At 58.4% G+C, this 21,487-nt stretch carries 19 protein-coding genes; 15 read left to right on the top strand and 4 right to left on the bottom strand.

Annotated features, from left to right (window positions below):
* Positions 1–61 precede the first annotated feature (61 nt).
* Complete coding sequence (locus WCX18_RS04260) at positions 62–1,927, bottom strand: hypothetical protein (RefSeq protein ID WP_345989937.1); 1,866 nt, start codon at positions 1,925–1,927, stop codon at positions 62–64.
* 205 nt (positions 1,928–2,132) lie between these two features.
* Here WCX18_RS04260 and murJ point away from each other — a divergent pair, with 205 nt between their 5' ends.
* Positions 2,133–3,539: a murein biosynthesis integral membrane protein MurJ gene (murJ, locus tag WCX18_RS04255; protein ID WP_345989935.1), complete on the top strand. Its 1,407-nt coding sequence runs from the start codon at positions 2,133–2,135 to the stop codon at positions 3,537–3,539.
* Entirely contained in the window at positions 3,526–4,926 is a 1,401-nt protein-coding gene (gene cysS, locus WCX18_RS04250) for a cysteine--tRNA ligase (protein ID WP_345989932.1), read from the top strand. Before murJ ends, cysS begins: the two co-directional genes overlap by 14 nt.
* A gap of 19 nt (positions 4,927–4,945) precedes the next feature.
* Here the strand turns inward: cysS and WCX18_RS04245 are convergent, their stop codons facing one another.
* Positions 4,946–5,377, bottom strand: a complete 432-nt coding sequence (locus WCX18_RS04245; protein ID WP_345989929.1) for a hypothetical protein — start codon at positions 5,375–5,377, stop codon at positions 4,946–4,948.
* A gap of 133 nt (positions 5,378–5,510) precedes the next feature.
* Between WCX18_RS04245 and WCX18_RS04240 the strand changes: the two genes are divergently transcribed.
* A complete protein-coding gene (locus WCX18_RS04240; protein WP_345989927.1) occupies positions 5,511–6,068 on the top strand; it encodes a PAS domain-containing protein in 558 nt (185 codons plus the stop codon).
* Positions 6,069–6,166: 98 nt separating this feature from the next.
* Here the strand turns inward: WCX18_RS04240 and WCX18_RS04235 are convergent, their stop codons facing one another.
* The gene (locus WCX18_RS04235; RefSeq protein WP_345989924.1) at positions 6,167–7,729 is read right to left on the bottom strand and encodes an inorganic phosphate transporter; all 1,563 of its coding nucleotides are present in this window, start codon (positions 7,727–7,729) and stop codon (positions 6,167–6,169) included.
* 149 nt (positions 7,730–7,878) lie between these two features.
* On the opposite strand from WCX18_RS04235, the gene mgtE reads away from it, so the two are divergent.
* From mgtE to WCX18_RS04185, 10 genes are all read left to right on the top strand, one after another.
* Complete coding sequence (mgtE, locus tag WCX18_RS04230; protein WP_345989921.1) at positions 7,879–9,228, top strand: magnesium transporter; 1,350 nt, start codon at positions 7,879–7,881, stop codon at positions 9,226–9,228.
* 49 nt (positions 9,229–9,277) lie between these two features.
* Positions 9,278–10,336 (top strand): quinone-dependent dihydroorotate dehydrogenase, encoded by a 1,059-nt coding sequence (locus WCX18_RS04225; RefSeq protein ID WP_345989918.1) that lies wholly within the window; start codon positions 9,278–9,280, stop codon positions 10,334–10,336.
* Positions 10,337–10,377: 41 nt separating this feature from the next.
* Complete coding sequence (locus WCX18_RS04220; RefSeq protein WP_345989916.1) at positions 10,378–11,637, top strand: pitrilysin family protein; 1,260 nt, start codon at positions 10,378–10,380, stop codon at positions 11,635–11,637.
* On the top strand, positions 11,634–12,530 hold the full coding sequence (gene dapA / locus WCX18_RS04215; RefSeq protein WP_345989913.1) for a 4-hydroxy-tetrahydrodipicolinate synthase: 897 nt from the start codon (positions 11,634–11,636) through the stop codon (positions 12,528–12,530). Before WCX18_RS04220 ends, dapA begins: the two co-directional genes overlap by 4 nt.
* Positions 12,531–13,307 carry an enoyl-ACP reductase gene (locus WCX18_RS04210; protein WP_345989910.1) on the top strand — a complete coding sequence of 259 codons (777 nt, stop codon included), beginning with the start codon at positions 12,531–12,533 and terminating at the stop codon, positions 13,305–13,307.
* Complete coding sequence (gene pgsA, locus WCX18_RS04205; RefSeq protein WP_345989908.1) at positions 13,307–13,861, top strand: CDP-diacylglycerol--glycerol-3-phosphate 3-phosphatidyltransferase; 555 nt, start codon at positions 13,307–13,309, stop codon at positions 13,859–13,861. Before WCX18_RS04210 ends, pgsA begins: the two co-directional genes overlap by 1 nt.
* On the top strand, positions 13,858–14,910 hold the full coding sequence (gene rseP / locus WCX18_RS04200) for an RIP metalloprotease RseP (protein ID WP_345989905.1): 1,053 nt from the start codon (positions 13,858–13,860) through the stop codon (positions 14,908–14,910). The genes pgsA and rseP overlap by 4 nt, the downstream gene beginning before the upstream one ends.
* Positions 14,907–15,584 (top strand): YggS family pyridoxal phosphate-dependent enzyme, encoded by a 678-nt coding sequence (locus tag WCX18_RS04195; RefSeq protein WP_345989903.1) that lies wholly within the window; start codon positions 14,907–14,909, stop codon positions 15,582–15,584. The genes rseP and WCX18_RS04195 overlap by 4 nt, the downstream gene beginning before the upstream one ends.
* A gap of 251 nt (positions 15,585–15,835) precedes the next feature.
* Positions 15,836–18,226 carry a hypothetical protein gene (locus WCX18_RS04190; RefSeq protein WP_345989901.1) on the top strand — a complete coding sequence of 797 codons (2,391 nt, stop codon included), beginning with the start codon at positions 15,836–15,838 and terminating at the stop codon, positions 18,224–18,226.
* Positions 18,227–18,329: 103 nt separating this feature from the next.
* Positions 18,330–19,562 carry an NAD(P)/FAD-dependent oxidoreductase gene (locus tag WCX18_RS04185; protein ID WP_345989899.1) on the top strand — a complete coding sequence of 411 codons (1,233 nt, stop codon included), beginning with the start codon at positions 18,330–18,332 and terminating at the stop codon, positions 19,560–19,562.
* Here the strand turns inward: WCX18_RS04185 and WCX18_RS04180 are convergent.
* On the bottom strand, positions 19,559–19,828 hold the full coding sequence (locus WCX18_RS04180; RefSeq protein ID WP_345989896.1) for an acylphosphatase: 270 nt from the start codon (positions 19,826–19,828) through the stop codon (positions 19,559–19,561). The two genes, WCX18_RS04185 and WCX18_RS04180, sit on opposite strands and share 4 nt — an antisense overlap.
* A 126-nt stretch (positions 19,829–19,954) precedes the next feature.
* On the opposite strand from WCX18_RS04180, the gene WCX18_RS04175 reads away from it, so the two are divergent.
* Complete coding sequence (locus WCX18_RS04175) at positions 19,955–20,509, top strand: LemA family protein (RefSeq protein ID WP_345989894.1); 555 nt, start codon at positions 19,955–19,957, stop codon at positions 20,507–20,509.
* A 6-nt stretch (positions 20,510–20,515) separates the two neighbouring features.
* Positions 20,516–21,481 (top strand): DUF3137 domain-containing protein, encoded by a 966-nt coding sequence (locus tag WCX18_RS04170; RefSeq protein ID WP_345989890.1) that lies wholly within the window; start codon positions 20,516–20,518, stop codon positions 21,479–21,481.
* The last annotated feature ends 6 nt before the right edge of the window (positions 21,482–21,487 follow it).

The following is a 21,487-nucleotide window of genomic DNA, read 5'->3' as shown; positions in this document are numbered from 1 at the left end:
GCAAGGGATGCGCTGGGTCTGCGGGCGCCCCTGCGGCGCCCTTTGTCAGGCTGCGCTGCCGCTATTTCCCGCCGCGGCGTTTGAGCGGATAGGTTTCGTCGTTGTCGGAGGCATCCGAACAGCTGGGGTCCTGCAGGTCGGTTTTGCCGTCACCGTCGTTGTCGATGCCGTCGCTGCACTCCGGGAGCGGTTCGGGCGTCGCCGTTGTGACCGCGTCGGTCTCGTCATCGTCCGCGCTGTCGGCGCACCCCGGGTCGGCCAGGTCCGCCAGGCCGTCGCCGTCGTTGTCGATACCGTCGCTGCAGGCCGGAAGCGGCGCGCCGCCGCTCCCCTCTACATCGAACGTCGCCGCCGCGATCTGCGCCGTTTTCATCGCCGACGCATCGTACATCGACCGGAATGCCGACGCTTCCGCGGAGCTGTCGCTGAACATATCCTGGGCAAAGGCATAGGAGACCGGCTGGTAGAGCAGTTCCGCCTCCACGCGGTAGCTACCCTCCGGCAGCCCGCTGACACGGTAGGAGAGCGTGTCGCTCCCGCCGATGAAATCGGTGTCGTTTTCGGCACCGCCGTGCACGCGGATATCCGCAGAAGCCGTCGCTTTGTCAAAGCCTGCCGGCAGGATACGGTTGTCTTTTTTATACCCCATGCCGCGCAGCAGCGTATAGGTCACGTCACCAAGGTTGTTCTGCATGATCGTCTCGTAGATCTGGACCTGGTCCGCCGAGTCAATGAGATCGTAATGCGGCTCATAGGCCGCAGCGTCGCTGTCCGCGTCCGCGCCCTCGATGCTGCCGTCGGCGTTGACCCGGCCCGATTCGAAGACAACACTGCCCGCCGCATTCGTCACTTTGAAATGTACAAACGCCCGTCGGGAGGGGAAGCTGGTCGGGAGCTTGTGCCCCGTCGTGCTGCTGATCCTGAGCGCCACGTCCAGGGTGCCCTGCTGCAGTGACGACTGGAGTACCTCGATGGCGGCGGCGCTTTGAAGCATTTCGCCCGCCTTGGCGATCGTCGTATCAAAATTGTCCGCCGTCACCTCCAGCGCGCTTTTGTTGTTTTTCAGAATGTCCAGCAGCAGCACGTTTCCGCCGACGAACATATGCTGCGCGAAGCCGTCGCGCGGTGTATTCGCCCAGTTCGGGCGCATCGAGATACGCACGCCGTCGACCCGCTTCATGTGGCAATCCTGGCAGCTTTTGCTCTGGGCATAGCTGCTGTGTTCCCACTCGCTGTAGGGCATCTGCTCCGGGAACTCGCTCTCGGACGTCGTGCTGAGCACGTTGCCGTTCTCGTCGACGTAGGGCGTTTTCAGGTTGTGGCAGCTTGCACACATCTTCGAAGCACTGATGTGGTCGCTCTGGCGGATCGTGTAGTTGAGGTTGTTCATCATCGGCCCGGCAAAGACGTCGCCGTACTGCCCGTAGATGCTGCGGCTGTCGTCGACTTCGTAACCGCCTGACATGCCGGCAAGCGTTCCAAGCTTGCTGCTCTCCTTGACCTGGTGGCAGAGTGTACAGCTTACCCCGTTCAGGGCCTCGTCGTGGTGCGCATTGCTTGGGTTCAGGAAGCCGTCGCCGAAGATCGCGATTTCGTCGCCGGAGCTGTGCGCCTCGACGTTCGCCATCGGGGCGTGGCAGCGCGTACATTTATCGTTGATCACCCCCTCGAGATGCGGGTTGCGGTTGATCTCGCTGCGTACTTTCGCGCGCCACATCGGGTCTTTGGAGGAGTTGGCCATCATCGTGGAGGACCACGCCGTCTCGATCGACATATCGTTTCCGTAACTGTCCGTCATACCGTTATGGCAGCGTATACAGTTGCCCGAACCCATAAAGTGATAGGACGTAAAATAGGTATCTTCCGCCTCTGCAAGGGTGACCAGCAGCCCCAGCAAAAGCAGGCTCTTTCTTAAAATAACATTCACTAACATCTCCTAATATCAAAATTGAAGCGTATGTTAAGAAAAAAGTGTTACTTCTGTGTTAATCCGTTTAATGTGATATTTGTGTGATCCTTCCGCTCCTCTGGAGATATTTTTGGGTTCCCCTGTGCTAGAATCCCTGCTTATAAGGGAGTTCCAGCCATGATGAACAGACGATACGCGCTTAAGACCTGCCGGGGGGAACGGGATGTTTAAATCCATCTTTACCAACAGCTTCGGCATCCTCTTTTCGCGCATCCTCGGGTTTGCCCGCGACCTGCTCACTGCGTCGATACTGGGCGCGAACATCTACAGTGACATCTTCTTTATCGCCTTCAAACTCCCAAACCTTTTCCGGCGTATCTTTGCGGAGGGGGCCTTCACCCAGTCCTTCCTTCCCGCCTTTACCCGTTCGAAGCACAAGGCGGTCTTTTCGGTCCACGTCTTCCTTGTCTTCCTGGGCATCATCTTGCTGATGACCCTCGCGGTCAACCTCTTTCCCGCCCTTGCGGCCAAGGTGATCGCCCTGGGGTTTGACGCGCAGACGGTGCAGATGGCCGCCCCCTACGTCGCCATCAACTTCTTCTACCTGCCGCTCATCTTTGCCGTCACCTTTCTGAGCACCTTTTTGCAGTACAAAAACCACTTTGCCACCACGGCCTTTGCGACCGGCCTGCTCAATATTGCCCTGATCATCGCCCTCCTGCTCGCCCGCGACGGCAGCGATGAGACCGTGGTGCTCTATCTGAGCTACGGGGTCGTCCTCGGCGGCTTTGCCCAGCTCTTTGTCCATCTGCTGGCCATCCGCGGCCTGAACCTCCACCGCCTCCTCAGCGGCGGCATCCGCTACTACGGCCGCAAAGCCGCCAGGATCAGGGAGGAGACCCGCCGCTTCACCCGGGAGTTCTTCCCCGCGGTCTGGGGAAACTCGACGGCGCAGATTGCCGCTTTCCTGGACACCTGGCTCGCCAGTTTCCTCAGCGCCGGGGTCATCAGCTACCTCTACTACGCCAACCGCGTCTTCCAGCTGCCGCTGGCACTCTTTGCCATCGCCACCTCGATCGCCCTCTTCCCCAGGATCTCCCGCCACCTCAAGCACGACAACGAGGCGCAGGCGCACGCCATGCTTGCCAAGGCGTTCTGGTTCCTGCTCTACCTGCTCAGCTTTTCGGCGGTCGGCGGGATCGTCCTGGCCGCAGAGATCACGCAGCTGCTCTTCGAACGCGGGGCGTTCACGGCCGACAACACGGCTGCCACGGCCCTGATCCTGCAGATGTACCTCATCGGCCTCATCCCCTTCGGCCTCGGCAAGCTCTTTTCCCTGTGGCTTTACGCCCAGCGCCGGCAGGGTGAAGCGGCGAAGATCGCGACCTGGAGCCTGGGGACGAACGTGCTGCTCTCTCTGGCGCTTATCGCCCCCCTCGGCGGCGCGGGGCTGGCCCTGGCCTCGTCGCTCGGCGGCACCGTCGCCCTCGCGGCCACGCTGCGGGCCGTGGGACGGGCACACGTATCTGCTATAATTCGCCCGAAAAACGGGCTCCGGTGGCTGTTTGCCGTCGCACTCTTCACCCTGGCCGTCCTCGCATTCAAGGAGCTGCTCCATGCATATATTTGACAGTGTCACCAAGACCAAACGCCGCTTCGAGCCGCTGATCCCGGGCAAAGTATCGCTCTATGTCTGCGGACCGACCGTCTACGACGACGCCCACCTGGGCCACGCCAAGAGCGCCCTCGTCTTCGACCTGCTGCGCCGCGTGCTTGAAGCCGAAGGCTACGATGTCACCTATGCCCGCAACATCACCGACATCGACGACAAGATCATCAACAAATCCCGCGAAGCGGGCATCTCCATCACGGAACTGACCGACACCTATACCGAGGCCTACCACCGCGATATGAGCGCGCTGGGCGTACAGCGCCCCACCCTGGAACCCAAGGCGACCGAATCCCTCGAGGCGATGTTCGACCTCATCCAGAAACTGCTCGACACCGGCCACGCCTACCAGACGAGCAATGGCGACGTCTATTTCGATACGGGGAGCGACAACGGGTATCTCAGCATCTCCAACCGCCGCCAGGACGAGGCCGATACCCAGCAGCGCGTCGAGAGCTTCGGTGAGAAACGCCATCCGGCGGATTTCGCGCTGTGGAAAGGGGTGCAGGGCGATGCCGTCGCCTTCGATTCGCCTTTCGGCAAGGGGCGCCCGGGGTGGCACACCGAGTGCTCGGCGATGATCGAAAAACACCTCAGCACCCACATGGAGTACGCCATTGACATCCACGGCGGCGGGGCCGACCTGCTCTTCCCCCACCACGAGAACGAGGCGGCACAGACCCGCTGCGCCACGGGACACGAACTGGCACGCTACTGGATGCACAACGGCTTTGTCACCGTGGGCGGCGAGAAGATGAGCAAAAGCCTCGGCAACAGCTTCTTCATCAAGGATGCGCTGAAGGCTTACAGCGGCGAAGTGCTCCGCTTCTTCCTGCTCGGCACCCACTACCGCAGCGACTTCAATTTCAACGAAGAGGACCTGCTGGCCGCAAAAAAACGGCTCGACCGTCTCTACCGCCTGAAAAAACGCCTCTTCGGCATGAAAGCGGTCGAGGAGAAGACCCCGTTCCAGGCGGCACTGCTCGAAGCGCTGGGGGATGACCTGAACATCTCAAAAGCCCTGGCGCTGCTCGATGAGATGATGGCCGCGGCCAACGAGGGGCTCGACGCCAACCCGAAAGACAAAGGCTTCAAACGCAAAGTGCTGGCCGACCTCGCCTATGTCGAATCGCTGCTCGGTTTCGGGACGATGAACCCCTACGCGTATTTCCAGCACGGGATCGATGAGGAGACGAAAGCAAAAATCGAGGGGCTGATCGCGGCACGCAACGAAGCCAAGCAGGCAAAGGACTTTGAACGTTCTGACGCGCTGCGCAGCGAGATCACTGCCCTGGGGGTTCAGCTGATGGACACCCCGCAGGGGACCTTCTGGGAAAAAACGGAATAACGGCCCGACACGGCGCTACTCACCCCCGCAGCAGTTTCAGACGCCCCTCGGCCGCTTCGAGCTTGTAGATGATCTTGCGCGTCATCTCTTTGAGGTCGTTGCTGTAATTCATCACCTTCTCCTGGTCCAGTTCGGTCAGTTTCGGCTGGCTGCCGAAAAGCTTCGAGACCAGCCCCTTCTCCTTCTGGTAGAGTTCATAAATCTTGTAGTACTCCTCATGCCACTGTTTATGCAGTTCCTCGATCTCTTCGATGAGTGAAGCGCCCACCAGTTTTTTCAGCCCCTCTTCATCTTCGCGCAGCGCCTTGTCGACGCCGCACTCCAGATAACTCGTCGCAATCGCGTCCCCGTCAAGCGGGATTTTTTTGACCATCAACAGTACTTTTTGCATTTCGCCGTTCTGCAGTTTTTTCGCCTTGGCGACCACTTGAAGTGCATCATTTTTTTTCATGTTTCTCATCTCGCTTTAGCATCTGTTTCAAATTAGAAACAATTATACTAGCTTAACGTTGAATTTATTTAACGATTGTTAAACTAATTTAGTAACCGCAAATAACGGTACAAATTAACAAAAAGGTTTATTTATGTCAGGTTCTGTTAAAGATCGTATAGATCTGGACCCAAAAAAATATATTGTCAGTAAAACAGATCCCAAGGGGATCATCGAATACGGCAATGATTATTTTGTTGAAATTTCTGGTTACAAAGAGAGCGAGCTGATCGGGCATCCGCACAACATGATCCGTCATCCTGATATGCCGAAGGTCATCTTCAAAATGATGTGGGACCGTATCAAAAGTAAGCACAACATTTTAGCCGTTGTTAAAAACCGTGCCAAAGACGGCCGTCACTACTGGGTCATTACCGATTTCGAGCCGAAAACGGACAAGATCACCAACGAGATCGTCAACTACACCGCTTACCGCAAAGCAGCACCTGACAACGTCATCAACGCCATCGAACCGATCTATAAGAAACTGGTCGAAATCGAGAACGAGAGCGGCATCGAAGGCTCGGAAAAATACCTGCGCGGCTACCTCGAAGAGAAAGGGAAAAGCTACGACGAATTTATCAATGACCTGGTCGGGAACAAAGGCCTCTTCAAAATCTTCTTTACGACGATGAAAAAACTTTTCGGGTAACCGGACTGTCCACACACGCAGGCGCCCTCAACGACGCCCGGCGCGAGCTTTACACCCTATCCGCCTCCCCACACTATTCAAAGATGCCGTCTCCCGGTCTACAATACATTGCGCAGAACAACATAAACCAGGGCTGAAAGCAGCGCCGCAACGGGAAGCGTTATGACCCACGCCAGGCCGATAGGCTTCATCATTGCCCAGTTCGTCTGCCGATTGACGATGCCAATGCCCAAAACCGCACCGATCAGGATATGCGTACTCGATACCGGGATCCCGAAGGTCGTCGCCAACAGGATGACGGCACTCGCACTGAGTTCGGCGGCAAAGCCCGATGCGGGGTGCATTGTGGTCAGATCATGCCCGACAGTCTGGATGACAAAGCGCCCGACAAACCAGAGCCCGCCCACCATGGCGATCCCCGCCGTCAGCATCGCCAGCGGCGGGACGGCCGCCTGCCCGGCCACCGAACCCGAACGCAGAACATCCAAAACCGCCGCAAAAGGCCCGATGGCGTTGGCGATGTCATTGGACCCGTGGCTGAAGGCAAACCCCGACGCCGTAAAGACCTGCAGCCAGCTGAAAAGCAGGAAGGTGGACTTTTCCAGGTTTTTTCCCCTGATCGTTTTGGCATAGATGAAGACCGCCATCCAGACCAGGGCCGCGATCATGAACATGATCAGGTACTTGTTGAGAGTGGAAAAATCGAGCTCAATGTGTTTGAGGCCTTTGAAGATGACCATGCCGGTAATGATCATGGAACCGAAGGCGGCGATCAGCGGTACCCAGTTCTGGAGGGCGTGATAGGCTTTGATCTCCTCTTTGCGCTTTCGGTGCGCATACATCTTCTTGTAGTAGATCGATTCGATGTCCGCACTGCAGAAGTCATCCTCATGCTCCGCCTCGGAATCCTCGACGACCTTCAGATCCTCGGCCATCCGCGCTTCCGGTGCCATCGCCATGTACTGCTGCTCATACTCACGGCGTAGTGCTCTCTTCTCCTGTTTGAGCGCTTTGAGCTTCTCCGCCGCCCGCTCGTTATAGCCGAGAATGAATTTTTTGATTGCGCCGTAGAGCAGGTAGGCGAGCAGGCCGCCGAGCAGCGGCGAGATCACCCACGACGACGCGATCAGGCCGATCTTGTGCCAGTGTACCATGCCAAGCGCCGTATCCGCGCCGTCGATGACGATCCCCAGCGCGATGGAGCTGCCGACGATCCCGCCGACGATGGAATGGGTCGTCGAAACGGGCCACCCCTTCCGCGTCGCGATCAGCAGCCACCCCGCCGCCGCGAGCAGCGCCGACATCATGATATAGACGAACTCCATCGGCGAGACATCGATCCCGCCCAGGTCGACGATCCCCTTGCGGATCGTGTCGGTGACCTGCCCCCCGGCGATCATCGCGCCGCTTACTTCGAAAATCCCCGCGACGATCAGCGCCTGTTTCATCGACAGCGTGCCGGCGCCGACACTGGTCCCGAACGAGTTGGCGACATCGTTCCCGCCGATATTGAACGCCATAAAGATCATAAAGAGGGTCGCGAGCAGAAACGTCAGCGTATGGTGTTGGTAGGTATAGTCCATCCCCCAGATGACGAACCAGAGGGTGGCGGCGCCCAGAAGGGTGGCAAAAAAGAGGTTCTCTTTCGATGCGTGCGGCATGGTCACTCCTTCGTCGTGAACGTCTGATTATTCCCCACCCCCATTACGGGGGCATTACATGCGCAACATTTCGGTCTTTTTCAGCAGAGTCCCCTGAGTTTCCGGCACGACCCGCCCTGTTTTTCAGGAACGCTTGCTACGATTAACATATGAAGCCGAAGATCAAAAAGCATGTCGACCTTATCCATGCCGTTGCCGGGGGGCACGAACGGTTCAACCCCACCGACATGGCCAAAAGCCTCGTCAAGCTGCATGCCTACGACATCGGGCTCTTCTTTTCGAATCTGAGCAAACTCAGCCATCAGCACCTGGGTGAAGTGCTGCTCGAACTCCCCGCCGAAGCCTTCGCTGCCGCCGCCGAACGCCTCCCGCCGCACCGGCTCGCCCGGGCCGCCGAAGCGATCGAGAGTGACGAGGCGACCGACCTCATCCAGGATATCCGCCAGCTCGATGCCACGCTGGCCGAACGGATCCTTTCGCTGATGGCCCATGAGGAGCGGCGGGAGGTCCTGGAACTCTCCAAGTACGAAGAGGACCAGGCGGGTGCCTACATGGAGCGCGAATTCCTGGCCGCCCACCCCGAAGACACCGTCGGCGACGTCAAAACGCTCATCCGTCTTTTCCGCCAGAACGAACCGGCCGCACCGATCATCAAGCTCTTTGTCACCAATGCGGAGGGGCTGCTGCTCGGGACCCTGCACTTCACCGACCTCATCCTCTTTGACGACACGACGACCATCGGGGAGATCCTGCAGCGCGGCGACCGCAAAGCTCCCCTCTCCATCCGTCCCGCCTCGCCGATTGCGGATGTCGTCCGTCTTTTCGAGGAGTACGACCTCAACATCATCGCCGTCGTCAACAGCGAAGGCAAACTGATCGGCCGGATCGTGTACGACGACATCTACGACATGATCCGCCAGATCGAAACGGACCAGGCCTACGGTCTGGCCGGGGTCGACGACGAGGCCGAAGAGAGTTCCGTCTCCCGCGCGGCGCACCAGCGGCTGATCTGGCTGCTGTTCAACCTCGTTGCCATCCTCGCGGCCTCCGCCGTCATCAACCTCTTTGATGCGACAATAGCCTCTTACATCGCCCTTGCCGCCCTGCTGCCCGTTATCGCCGCCCTCGGCGGCAATGCCGGAATGCAGGCGCTGACCGTCACCATCCGCAAGATCGCCCTGGGGGAGATCGAGTATGAGGGGGTCTCCGCCGCCGTGCGACGGGAGGCGCTCATCGTCCTCGCCAACGGGCTCTCCGTTGCCGTCGTCGCCGCGCTCGTGGTCTACCTCTGGTTCGGCGATCTCCGCCTGGGCACCATCGTCGCAGCGGCCCTCTTCTCCAACCTGCTTGTCGCCGGGACGGCCGGGACCCTCATCCCCCTGGGACTGCATAGACTGGGGATCGACCCTGCCCTGGCTTCATCGATTTTCCTGACGACGACAACCGATGTTTTCGGCTTTTTTATCTTCCTGTTCCTGGCACAAACCTTCCTGCTTTAACTGACCGTAAATCATTATTAAGTATAATCCTGCCAAAAACAGGTACGTGATGATCGCTTACGAATCCCTCAAACCGTGGCTTTTCAAACTGCAGCCGGAGACGGCCCACCACGTCGTGGCAACCCTGCTGCGCATGGCCAACGTCTGCCCTTCGCTCTTCAACCGCTGGCTGGAAAAGCACTTTGTCGCCGACCCGATCCTGAACCAGGAGCTGTTCGGGCGTACCTTCCCCAACCCCGTCGGCCTGGGCGCGGGCTTCGACAAGAATGCGACGATGATCCGCGGCATCCAGGCGCTCGGGTTCGGCTACACCGAGATCGGCACCGTCACGCCCCAGCCGCAGCCGGGCAATCCGAAACCTCGGATGTTCCGCCACGTGGAGGAAGAGACGATCCAGAACGCCATGGGCTTCAACAACGAGGGGATGTACAAAGTGCAGCAGCGTCTGAAAGCGCGCTACCCCTTCACGACCCCCATCGGCGTCAACATCGGCAAGAACAAGGTCACGCCCGAGCAGGACGCGATCAGCGACTACACCCAGCTCATCCGCGGCCTGCACGACCTGGGGGACTACCTCGTCATCAATATCTCGTCGCCGAACACCCCGGGCCTGCGCGACCTGCAGAACGAAACCTTCATCGCCGAACTCTTCGCCGAGGCCAAGGCGCTCACCGACAAGCCGATCCTGCTCAAGATCGCCCCGGACATGACCCCCGAACAGGCCGTGGCGCTGGCGACCCTGGCCGTCGAAAAAGGGGCCGACGGGATTATCGCGACCAATACGACCGTCGACTACTCCCTGGTCGCCCACCCCAAAGAAATCGGCGGGCTCTCCGGCAAAGTCTTAAAGGAGAAGAGTTTCACGATCTTCGAAGCCGTGGCGAAGGAACTCTTCGGTAAAACGGTGCTCATTTCCGTCGGGGGGATCGACAGCGCCGAAGAGGCCTACCGCCGTATCAAGGCGGGTGCCTCCCTCGTCCAGGTCTATTCGGCCCTGATCTTCAAAGGACCAGAGCTCATCGGTGAGATCAACCGCGGGCTCGTCGACCTGCTGAAGCGCGACGGTTACAGCAATATCACCGAGGCTATCGGAGCCGACAGACGATGATCAGAACGGTTGTCGCACTATTTTTCACCTTAGGAACGCTTATGGCAAATTCACTGCCGCCTTATGAAACGCAGACACTGGAAAACGGGATGCAGGTCGTTGTCATCCCGATGCACAACGGCACGGGGGTCATCTCGACCGATGTCTTTTACAAAGTGGGAAGCCGCAACGAAGTAATGGGCAAAAGCGGCATCGCGCACATGCTCGAACACATGAACTTCAAATCCTCCGAGCACCTCAAAGCGGGCCAGTTCGACGAAGAGGTCAAGAGCGTCGGCGGCGTCAACAACGCCTCCACCGGCTTCGACTACACCCACTACTTCATCAAAAGCTCCACGGGGAATGCGGAAAAATCCATCTCCCTTTTCGCGGAGCTGATGGCCAACCTCAGCCTCAAGGACGAGGAGTTCCAGCCCGAGCGTGACGTCGTCGCCGAAGAGCGCCGCTGGCGCACGGACAACAACCCCCTGGGCTACCTCTATTTCCGGCTCTTCAACAACGCCTACCTCTACCACCCCTACCACTGGACGCCGATCGGCTTCATGAACGACATCCAGACCTGGACCATCGACGATATCCGCAACTTCCATGCGACCTACTACCAGCCGGGCAACGCTATTCTCATCGTCACGGGCGACATCGAGCCAGAGACCGTTTTCGCCCTCGCGAAGAAGCACTTCGGACCGGTCAAGAACAGCCGCGACATCCCCAAGGTCCTGGCGAAAGAGCCGGTACAGGACGGCGCCAAGCGCGTCTTCATCGAAAAAGAGAGCGAAGTGGAGATGATCGCGATCGTCTACCACATTCCCGACTTCCGCCACCCGGACCAGCCGGCCCTCTCCGCCATCTCCGAGATGCTGAGCTCCGGCAAGAGCAGCCGGCTCTACAGCGAGCTCGTCGACAAAAAACGCCTGGTCAACCAGATCTACGCCTACAACATGGAAAATATCGACCCGGGCGTCTTCATCTTCCTGGCGGCGTGCAACCCGGGCGTCAAGGCCGAAACCGTCGAGGCGGAGCTGCAGGCGCAGATCAACCGTATCAAGGCCGAGCCCGTCTCCAAGGCGGAGCTTGAAAAGGTCAAGATCAACACAAGAGCCGACTTCATCTTCTCCCTGGAGAGCGCCAGCTCCGTCGCCGACCTCTTCGGCGGCTACCTCGCCCGCGGCGACCTGAAACCGCTGGAGACCTACGAGGAGAACATCGCGGCGCTGACGGCCGAGCAGATCCGGAAGACGGCACAGACCTATTTTGACGACAAACACTCTACGACCATCATTTTGAGAAAGGCAGACCAATGAACATTATCACCGGTTCAAGTACCGCGCTGATCACCCCGTTCAAAAACGGCAAACTCGACGAACAGTCCTACGCGGCGCTGATCCAGCGGCAGATCGACAACGGGATCGATGCCGTCTGTCCCGTCGGCACGACCGGGGAGAGTGCGACGCTGACACCGGACGAAGATATCCGCTGTATGGAGATCGCCGTCGAAGTCTGCAAGGGGACACAGACCAAAGTCCTCGCCGGCGCCGGCAGCAACGCCACGGCCGAAGCCATCACCACAGCCATCCGTGCCCGGGAGTGCGGCGTCGACGCGATCTTCTCCGTCGCGCCTTACTACAACAAACCCTCCCAGGAGGGACTGTACCAGCACTACAAGGCGATCGCCGAAGCCGTTCCGGAACTGCCGTTCATGCTCTACAACGTCCCGGGACGCACCATGTCCGACATCTCCGCGGACACCGTCATCCGACTCTTTGACGACCTGCCGAACATCTTCGGCATCAAAGAGGCCACCGGCAGCCTGGAGCGCACCGTCGACCTGCTTTCACGCCGTCCGGAGCTCAAGGTCTTCAGCGGCGACGACGCCATCGACTACCCCATCCTCGCCGCCGGCGGTGCGGGGATCACCTCGGTCACGGCAAACCTGCTGCCCGATATGAAAAGTGCCCTCGTCCGCAGTGCGCTCGAAGGCGATTACGCCACGGCGCGCGCCCTCAACGAGCAGCTGCTGCCGATCAACCAGGTCCTCTTCTGCGAGGCCAACCCCATCCCGATCAAGGCGGCCATGTATATCGCCGGGCTCATCGACACCCTCGAATACCGCCTGCCGCTCGTTCCGCCGTCGGCGGCGAATATGAAGCGCATCGAAGAAGTCATGAAAAACTATACCATCGTAGGAGTCAACTAAATGTCAGAGATGAAAGGCAAAACACTGGTCATCACCGGGGCAACCAAGGGGATCGGAAAAGCGATCGCCGAGAAGTTTGCCGCCAACGGCGTCAATATCGCCTTTACCTATAACAGCAACGAAGCCGTCGCAAACGAGCTGGCGGCCTCCTGGGAAGCTGAATACGGTATCAAGGCGCGCGCCTATGCGCTGAACATTCTCGAACCCGACGAGTTCAAGCCCCTCTTCCTCAAGATCGACGAGGATTTCGACCGTATTGACTTTTTTGTCTCCAACGCCATGATCTACGGCCGCCCGGTCGTCGGCGGCTACGGCAAGTTCATGCGCCTCAAGCCCCGCGGTCTGAACAACATCTACACCGCGACGGTCAACGCCTTCGTCATGGGCACCCAGGAAGCGGCAAAGCGGATGGAAAAGATCGGCGGCGGTGCCGTCGTCACGATGTCCAGTACCGGGAACCTCGTCTACATCGAGAACTATGCCGGCCACGGCACGAACAAGGCTGCCGTCGAGGCGATGAGCCGCTACGCCGCCGTGGAGCTGGGTGAAATGAACATCCGTGTCAATGCCGTCTCCGGCGGCCCCATCGACACCGACGCCCTCAAAGCCTTCACCAACTACGAAGAGGTCAAGGCAGAGACGGTCAGACGCTCCGCGATCGGCCGTATGGGACAGCCCGAAGATATCGCCGGCGCCGTCTACTTCCTCTGTACGGAAGAGGCAAGCTGGATTACCGGCCAGACCATTGTCGTCGACGGCGGGACGACCTTTAAATAATGTTTAACCTGCCCAACTCCCTGGCACTGTCGCGCATCATCATCGCGCCGCTGATGTTCTGGATCATCCTGAACCCGGAGACCTTTACGGACCGGGGGATCGATATCACCTGGAACTACTATGTTGCGTCCCTCCTTTTCGTCCTCGCCAGCGCCACGGACTTCTTTGACGGCTACATTGCACGCGAGCTCGACCAGATCACCATGACGGGCAAGATCCTCGACCCGCTGGCGGACAAGATGCTTATTCTCGCTGCCTTCCTGGGGCTGATGATGACCGATGCCGCCTCGCCGTGGGCCATCTATATTATTATCGTCAGGGAACTCTTCATCACCGGGCTGCGCACCGTCTCCATCTCCGAGGGGATCGACATTGCCGCCTCCTGGGCCGGCAAGGTCAAGACGGTCGCGCAGATGTTCGCCGTCGGCTTCCTGCTGATGCACTGGCCCGGCGGGGACATCCTGCTCTGGATCGCCGTCGTCCTCACCGTCTACTCCGGGGCCGAATACGTCGTCGGCTTCGCCCGCACCTACGCAAGGCACCACGCGGCATGAGCTGGCTTATCTCCCTCCTCGTCCTCTCGGCGCTGATCTTCTTCCATGAGCTCGGACACTTCGCCGTGGCCCGCCGCCTCGGCGTCTATGTCGAGGTCTTCAGCATCGGCTTCGGCAAAAAACTGGCCAGCTTCCGGGCGTTCAACACCGAGTGGCGCATCGCGGCGATCCCCCTGGGCGGCTACGTCCGCATGAAGGGGCAGGATGACAGCGACCCGACCAAGACCAGTCCCGACCCGGACAGCTACAACAGTAAAACGCCCCTGCAGCGCATCGCGATCCTGCTGGCAGGCCCCGCGGCCAACTTCGGACTGGCCTTCGTCCTCTACTTCCTCATCGCCCTCGGCGGGCCGCAGGTCCTCTCCCCCGTCATCGGCAGTGTCGTGGAGGATTCCCCGGCAGCGGCGGCGGGCCTCAAAGAAGGCGACCGCATCCTGGCCATCGACGGCAAAACCGTCACCACCTGGGATGAGATGTCCGATGTCGTCAAGCGGGCCGAACGCACGATTGCGCTGCAGATCGAGCGCGACGGCATGGTCGAGAACATCGCCGTTACGCCGAAAATGACCGAGACCCAGAACATGTTCCGCGAGACCGTCTACCGCCCGATGGTCGGCATCGGTTCCGCCGGGGAGACCCACGCGCTTGATCTCGGTCTGCTCGGCGCCGTCGGCTACGCCGTCGATGAGACCTGGGAGGCCTCGAAGCTTATTTTCATCAGCCTGGAGAAACTCATCACCGGCGCCGTGCCGACCTCCGAACTCGGCGGCGTCGTCACCATCGTCAAGATCACCGCCGACGCCAGCGAGAGCGGCTGGATGGCCGTCTTTTTCTTTGCAGCGCTCATTTCGGTCAACCTCGGCGTCCTGAACCTGCTGCCGATCCCGGCCCTCGACGGCGGCCACATCATGTTCAACCTCTACGAGATGGTGATGCGGCGCGCCCCGAGCGAAGCGATCCTGTTCAAGCTCACCATCGCGGGCTGGGGGATTCTGCTCGGGCTGATGAGCCTCGGACTCTATAACGATATCAACAGGTTGATGCAATGACACAGACAGAGTATAAAATCTACATCGACAAGATCGTCGAACGGATCGAACGGGCGCGCATTCTGGTGAGCGAACACCACATCGTCAAAGTGGTCGCCGTCAGCAAATATGTCGACGCCGATGCCGTCCACTCCCTCTACGAGATCGGGCAGCGTGCCTTCGGCGAGAACAAGGTCCAGGACCTCAAATCGAAGATGGAAACGCTGGAAGAGCTCCCGCTGGAGTGGCACTTTATCGGGAGCCTTCAGAAGAACAAGATCAACCAGCTGATCGACCTCGACCCCTTTCTGATGCAGTCGCTGCACTCCTTGGAGCTGGCCGAGGCCCTCGACAAGCGCCTGGAAGCCAAGGGCAAAACGATGGAGTGCCTGCTGCAGATCAACAGCGCCAAAGAGGATACGAAGTCCGGCGTCATGCCCGAAGAAGCCCACGATATCTACGCGCAGATCGCGGAGACCTGCCCCCGAATCGACCTGCGCGGCGTCATGAGCATCGGGGCCCACACCGAGAACAACGACCACATCAAGCAGAGCTTCGAGACGACCCGCAGGATCTTCGACGGGCTCAAAGGAGCCCAGATCTGCTCCATGGGCATGAGCGGCGATTTCGAGCTGGCGATCGCCTGCGGCTCCACGATGGTTCGCCTCGGTTCCCTTCTTTTCCCCGGGCGCTGACGCGCCAACCTTTACTTTTTTTTAACAAAACTTATCAATATTTTTTAAAAATACCTATTTAAAAATAGGCAATAATTATCACACTATCATCACGTATTATTTTTTCGTAACGGAACCATAAGCTGCAAGTATAGAATTTTCTTATTTTTATCACACGTTCATCACAGTCCCATTTAAGTTTTTTCCCTTTAAAGATAGATTAAAAAAACAAATGCAAAACTAACGGGATTTCTATCACTGAGGAGTACATGATGAATCGAAAACTTCGTGGCGTTTCTGTTATGACGGCAGCGGCGCTCACCCTGGCTGCACTGTCCAGTACTGCATCGGCTTCTGTCAAAGAGTATGACAAGAACCCGCCGTTTAGTATGACTTTGCTCAAGCCGACTGAAATGAAAATCGGTGGAAAGAAAGTAAAAGCTTACAATCCCAAAAACGAGATCAATGCGTTCGTCAACTATGAGTTGGGGATGCACTGTGTCGGTTTTGAGATGAGCTACTGCTGTGTCATTCCGCCTTACAACTCAATTCAGTCCCAGGCTGTAAAATCCGGTACGGACGGCGCACTGCCGAAACTGCTGACACCGGATGACAAAGTCAAGCTCTACTACTATACGAAAGACAACTCGTACAGTGAAGGCAACAAGATGAAGTACTGGTCTGTCGCCAAAGACGTCGACGGCAACGGCCGTATGGACGACCCGGGCGACAACGTAGCCAACTATGTTTGGAAGCACCTCTTTATCTATAAAGACCTTGAAGGTACTATTCCTGCAGGTGCCACGGCGAAAGACCGCCTCTTTGTCGGTAAAGACATCAAGGTACCGATCGACTCCGGCCCGACAGGCAAGCACATCGCCGGCGGTTACCTCGAGTATTCCGGTAAAGACGGTAGCAACGTCGTCTTCACAAACACACTGGTTCCGCCGGTCCAGAACATCCCGCTCGTTCTGACGGCGTCACACCTCTGGGACGCACTGGGTCTGCCGCTGACGGCGTTCAACGACTCTACACGTAGAGGGACAATCCGTTCCGTCACGGAGAAAGATTTCCAGCCGTTCCAGAAATCCGCGGTTCAGGTACACGACCAGAACGGTCGCCCGATCATGGATGAAAACGGTCAGATCGTTGAATACTTCGGTACCAACCCGGTCGACATTCCGAACTGTTATGCATGTCACTCCCGCCAGGGTAAAGCAGCCCAGATGGCACGCGACGAAGGTCTGACGCAGTCTGACAAAGAGTACGCCTACTGGAAAACCTACCCGGATGAGAGTGAATACATGGCACGCCTCAGTGAAGCATCCATCAACATTCTCTCGCTCCACGACGCCCACCACGGCACGACGTTCCTGAAGCACTACAACGACAAAGCGTCTTCCAACCGTCTGGGTCAGACCGGTGAGGTCAACTGTGCCGACTGTCACGGCGACAACGTCTCCGGTAACCTCGAAGAACCGCGTCCGGGTGCGACAGGCTACAAGACTGTCAAGGCTAAAACGCTGACCGAAGCGATCCACAGCTTCCACCTCTCTATGGTTCCGATGCCGGATGCCGCTGGCCGCTCACAAGCATGTCAGTCCTGTCACCCGACACACTTCCAGAACCCGAGCATGAACGACGATACGAACCCGTACCGTGTTGCTGACCGTTACGGTGAAGGCCGTTTCAGCGAAGGTGATGTCCGTACAAGCGGTGGTGGTTGTTATGTCCGCCGTGACGCGCACTCCAACCCGGATGCCAAACCGCCGTTCTTCCTGAACGAATACGGTAAGTTCCAGCTCAACGAAGTCGCACACAAAGATGAGAACGGTGAGCGTGTTTCCAAAATGCGCGGTCTGTACTGTACGAACTGTCACACGAAAGTCGCACAGAAAATGCAGGCACTGGATGACCTCAAAACGGTTCAGACCCTCGAAGGTAAATCCATCCGTAACAAGTCTCTCAAAGACATCGTCAATGCGGTTACCGGCGGCGACATGAAGAAATTCGTAGCGATTGCCGACCCGAAAACGACCGGCGGGAACGAAGTACTGAAGTACTACTCTGAGCACGAATCTGCTGTCCTCGTCAAAAACGTCGCGAAAGACGGTCTTGACCTGAAACCGTGGAACCACCCGACTGGCGGTGCAGTACCGTATGCAGCGGCATCCGGCGGTAACGACTGGTGGCTGGCAGCGGCAGAACCGCATTGTGCAGACTGTCACATCGCTCCGTTTGTTGAAAGTGAAGGCGGTCAGTACTTCCCGATCGACCAGAACAACAAACTGTCTCTGTTCCGCTACTCCAAAGCGCACGGCGACCTGGCTTGTCAGACATGTCACGAGTCCACACACGGCCTCTACACGACACGCTATGACGGACCGAACCGCACGGTTGACATTACGACGCATGAGCAGGCGCTGCAGTACAGCCCGGACGGCGAATACGCAGGCCCGGTCACATGTTCCGCATGTCACACGGTCAACAAGAAAGGTGTTCCGGTTCAGCTCGAAGGCACAGCATATGCTGACGACTACTGGGCATCCGTTACTCTGGCGCACTTCATGAGAAGCGGCGATCAGAAACTCTCTGTCAAAGAACTGGTCGAGAAGTATCCGTACGATAAATCGACTCAGATCGTCAAAGACGGCTGGAATTAATTCCGCCGCCTTCGGGCACCCCCGGGTGCCTTTTCTTTTTTTCTCCCCCTATTCTTTTCCGAAACTAACCCGAAACTAACCCGACAGCCACTACAATCCCATTATGAGTACGATCGCAATTATCGGCGGCGGTGCCGCAGGGCTTATGGCCGCCATCACGGCAGCGGAAGCGGGTGCCGGCGTCACCGTTTACGAGCAGAATGCCGAACCCGGCAAAAAGATCCTTGCCTCGGGCAACGGGCACTGCAACATTATCAACACGACCTCGGACCTGGATGATTTCGAAGGGGAAGCCACGGACTTCGCCGCTTTTGCGCTGGAGACGATGAACTTCACCGCGTTCGAGCGCTTCTGCAAACGTCTCGGCCTGCTGCTGGAGATCAGGGAGGACGGCAAATGCTACCCCATGAGCCAGGAGGCGCGCAGCGTGCAGAGCGTCCTGCTGCGTGCCGCGCAGCACCGGGGAGTCCGTTTTGAGAACGGCGCCTATGTCACGGGAGTCACGGGGGAGGGAAACATTTTTGCCGTCGCGGCCGGTGAGGAGACACGCCGCTATGAACGGCTGATCATCGCGACGGGCTCGCCCGCCGCACCGCAGCTCGGCGGCAACGACAGCGGGATGGCGATGGCCGAAGCGCTCGGCCACCGCATCGTGCCCCCCTTCCCTTCGCTGGTCGGGCTGCATCTCGATGCGGCGGAGCTGGAGAAGATGGCCGGGACCAAGACGACCGCGCGGGTGACGCTGCTCGTTGACAACGCGACTGTACAGGAGGAGGAAGGCGATCTGCTGTTCACACGCTACGGCGTCTCGGGTTTTGCCGTCCTGGACCTCTCCCATGCCACGTCGCGTGCCCTGCAGGCCTATGCCTACGTCACCGTGAAGATCGACCTGCTTCCCCGCTTTACCGTGCAGTCGCTCGCATCCCAGATCGAACAGATGGCCAAAACGATTCCCGATGATACGCTCTACGATCTGCTCTGCGGGCTGCTGCCGCGCAAACTGATCCGTCCGCTGCTGCAGGCACAGAAAATTGCGGCCGACCTGCCCTGCAGCGCCCTTAATGCCAAGACGGCAAAGAAGGTGGCCTATATCATCAAGCAGTGGTCCTTCACGGTCACCGACACCCACGGCTACCAGCATGCCGAAGTCGCCGGCGGCGGCGTGGCGACGGAGGCGATCGACCCCAAAACAATGGCGTCACAGATCGTCGAGGGGCTCTTTTTTGCCGGGGAGGTCATCGACATTACCGGGCACCGCGGCGGCTTCAACTTCCATTTTGCCTGGGGCAGCGGCTACCTGGCAGGGCTGCACGCCGCCAAAGCCCCCGCTGTCTAGCGCTGCTCGAAATCCCCTTCAAAAATTTCTTCGATGATGTCGTAGGAGACATTGTCGACGACGCTGAGCGGCGATCCTTCCCACAGCAGCCGTTCGAACTGGTCGAAACAGTCGTCATTGGGACAGCTGACGGCGGCTTCGACGCTGCCGTCGGAACAGTTGCGGATATAGCCGCACAACCCCATTTCCCGGGCATGCTGCTGGATGGTCGCGCGGAACCATACCCCCTGCACCCGGCCACGGACCGAATATCGTCTGCTCTGCATACTGCCCCTTTGTGCTTGATGTCCAATTGTAGCGGCCCTTGCGTTGCTTTTTACTTATCCCCCTCGTTTACGGATTCGTACCCTTTTTCAGTACAATAAACCATATCATTTCCCCGGAGTATCCCCATGACCGCACTCATCATCCTTGCCGTCATCGTCGTCATCATCGTCCTGATGTACAACAGCCTCGTTGCCAAAAAGAACCAGGTCGACAACATCTTCGCCGGCATCGATGCCGTGCTCAAAAAACGCTACAACCTCATCCCGAACCTTGTCAGCTCCGTCCAGCAGTATATGCAGCACGAGCGCGGCATTCTGGAGAAGGTCACCGAACTGCGTTCCCAGGCGATGAAACCGGGGATCTCCGATGAACAGAAGATCGTCCTGGACAAGCAGATCACCTCTGCGCTCGGCAGCATCATGGTCGCGGTGGAGAACTACCCGGACCTCAAGGCCAACGAAAACGTCATGCACCTGCAGCGCAGCCTCTCCGAGATCGAAGCCCAGATCGCCGCGGCCCGCCGCGCCTACAACCAGGCCGTGACGGACTACAACAACGCCATCGAGATGATCCCGACGAACATTCTCGCCAATATGATGCACTATACCCGCAAACAGGTCTTCGAGATCACGGAGGACGAACGTAAAAACGTCGATGTCGGAGCCCTTTTCAAACAGTAACCCCTGATGAAGAGCGCCTCTGAACTTACTGATTATTACTATACGGAACTCTACGACTCCCTGCAGGAGCTGGAGCAGGAGCGCCACGCGGTCCGCAAGAAGGTCCTGACCCTCTTCGGCATCCTGGGGGCGCTGTCGCTGCTGATCATCGCTTTCATCTACAACAGCTGCCACTGCTTTAACGAATCATTCATCTGGATCGGTGTCGGGGCGACGACCATCGGCGGCTTCGGCTACCGGATGCTCGTCAGCGGTTATCGCAGCGGGTTCAAGGAGAAGATCATCCGGCCGCTGATCGAGGCGATCGAAAAAGAGCTCCATTATGCCCCGGACGCTTTCATCCCCCAGTCGCTCTTCCAGTTCTCCCACCTCTTCGATAAGCGTGTCGACCGTTTCCGGGGCAACGACCTCGTGCGGGGGCAGATCGACGGTATCTCACTGCAGTTCTCCGACATTCATGCCGAACACCGCAGCCGCGACTCCAAGGGCAGGACCCACTGGTCGACGATCTTCCAGGGGCTCTTCATCGTCGCGGACTTCAACAAACACTTCAAGGGGCGCACCCTCATCCTTCCCGACCTCGCCGAAAACCTTTTCGGCTCCTATATCGGCGGGATGCTGCAGTCGCGCAACTTTACCAAAGACCAGCTCGTCAAGATGGACGACCCCGCTTTCGAGAAGGCCTTCGTCGTCTACGGCACCGACCAGATCGAAGCGCGCTATATCCTGACGCACACGATGATGCAGCGGCTGCTCAAACTGAAAAACGATACGGGCAGCAAGATCTACGTCTCCTTTAACGGCGAGAAGATCATGATCGCCGTCGACTACGACAAGGACCTCTTCGAACCGACGGTCTTTGCCTCCCTGCTCTCCATCGAACAGGCCATGGGCTACATCCGCACCCTGCGCTCCTCCATCGGCATCGTCGAGGAGCTGAAGCTCAATGAAAAGCTCTGGAGCAAAGTCTGACCGGGC

Source organism: Sulfurimonas sp. HSL1-2 (genome assembly GCF_039645565.1).
Classification (GTDB): Bacteria; Campylobacterota; Campylobacteria; order Campylobacterales; family Sulfurimonadaceae; genus Thiomicrolovo; species Thiomicrolovo zhangzhouensis.
Note: the sequence above shows the minus strand (reverse complement) of the source record. Positions and strands in the feature narration are given on the sequence as shown.

Excerpts from the sequence above, each read along its gene's own strand:
- WCX18_RS04235 (WP_345989924.1), bottom strand. The coding sequence starts at position 7,729 with ATGCCGCACGCATCGAAAGAGAACCTCTTTTTTGCCACCCTTCTGGGC.
- murJ (WP_345989935.1), top strand. The coding sequence starts at position 2,133 with ATGTTTAAATCCATCTTTACCAACAGCTTCGGCATCCTCTTTTCGCGC.
- rseP (WP_345989905.1), top strand. The coding sequence starts at position 13,858 with ATGAGCTGGCTTATCTCCCTCCTCGTCCTCTCGGCGCTGATCTTCTTC.
- WCX18_RS04185 (WP_345989899.1), top strand. The coding sequence starts at position 18,330 with ATGAGTACGATCGCAATTATCGGCGGCGGTGCCGCAGGGCTTATGGCC.
- dapA (WP_345989913.1), top strand. The coding sequence starts at position 11,634 with ATGAACATTATCACCGGTTCAAGTACCGCGCTGATCACCCCGTTCAAA.
- mgtE (WP_345989921.1), top strand. The coding sequence starts at position 7,879 with ATGAAGCCGAAGATCAAAAAGCATGTCGACCTTATCCATGCCGTTGCC.
- WCX18_RS04245 (WP_345989929.1), bottom strand. The coding sequence starts at position 5,377 with ATGAAAAAAAATGATGCACTTCAAGTGGTCGCCAAGGCGAAAAAACTG.
- pgsA (WP_345989908.1), top strand. The coding sequence starts at position 13,307 with ATGTTTAACCTGCCCAACTCCCTGGCACTGTCGCGCATCATCATCGCG.
- WCX18_RS04220 (WP_345989916.1), top strand. The coding sequence starts at position 10,378 with ATGGCAAATTCACTGCCGCCTTATGAAACGCAGACACTGGAAAACGGG.
- WCX18_RS04210 (WP_345989910.1), top strand. The coding sequence starts at position 12,531 with ATGTCAGAGATGAAAGGCAAAACACTGGTCATCACCGGGGCAACCAAG.
- WCX18_RS04240 (WP_345989927.1), top strand. The coding sequence starts at position 5,511 with ATGTCAGGTTCTGTTAAAGATCGTATAGATCTGGACCCAAAAAAATAT.
- WCX18_RS04175 (WP_345989894.1), top strand. The coding sequence starts at position 19,955 with ATGACCGCACTCATCATCCTTGCCGTCATCGTCGTCATCATCGTCCTG.
- WCX18_RS04225 (WP_345989918.1), top strand. The coding sequence starts at position 9,278 with ATGATCGCTTACGAATCCCTCAAACCGTGGCTTTTCAAACTGCAGCCG.
- WCX18_RS04190 (WP_345989901.1), top strand. The coding sequence starts at position 15,836 with ATGAATCGAAAACTTCGTGGCGTTTCTGTTATGACGGCAGCGGCGCTC.
- cysS (WP_345989932.1), top strand. The coding sequence starts at position 3,526 with ATGCATATATTTGACAGTGTCACCAAGACCAAACGCCGCTTCGAGCCG.
- WCX18_RS04170 (WP_345989890.1), top strand. The coding sequence starts at position 20,516 with ATGAAGAGCGCCTCTGAACTTACTGATTATTACTATACGGAACTCTAC.
- WCX18_RS04195 (WP_345989903.1), top strand. The coding sequence starts at position 14,907 with ATGACACAGACAGAGTATAAAATCTACATCGACAAGATCGTCGAACGG.
- WCX18_RS04180 (WP_345989896.1), bottom strand. The coding sequence starts at position 19,828 with ATGCAGAGCAGACGATATTCGGTCCGTGGCCGGGTGCAGGGGGTATGG.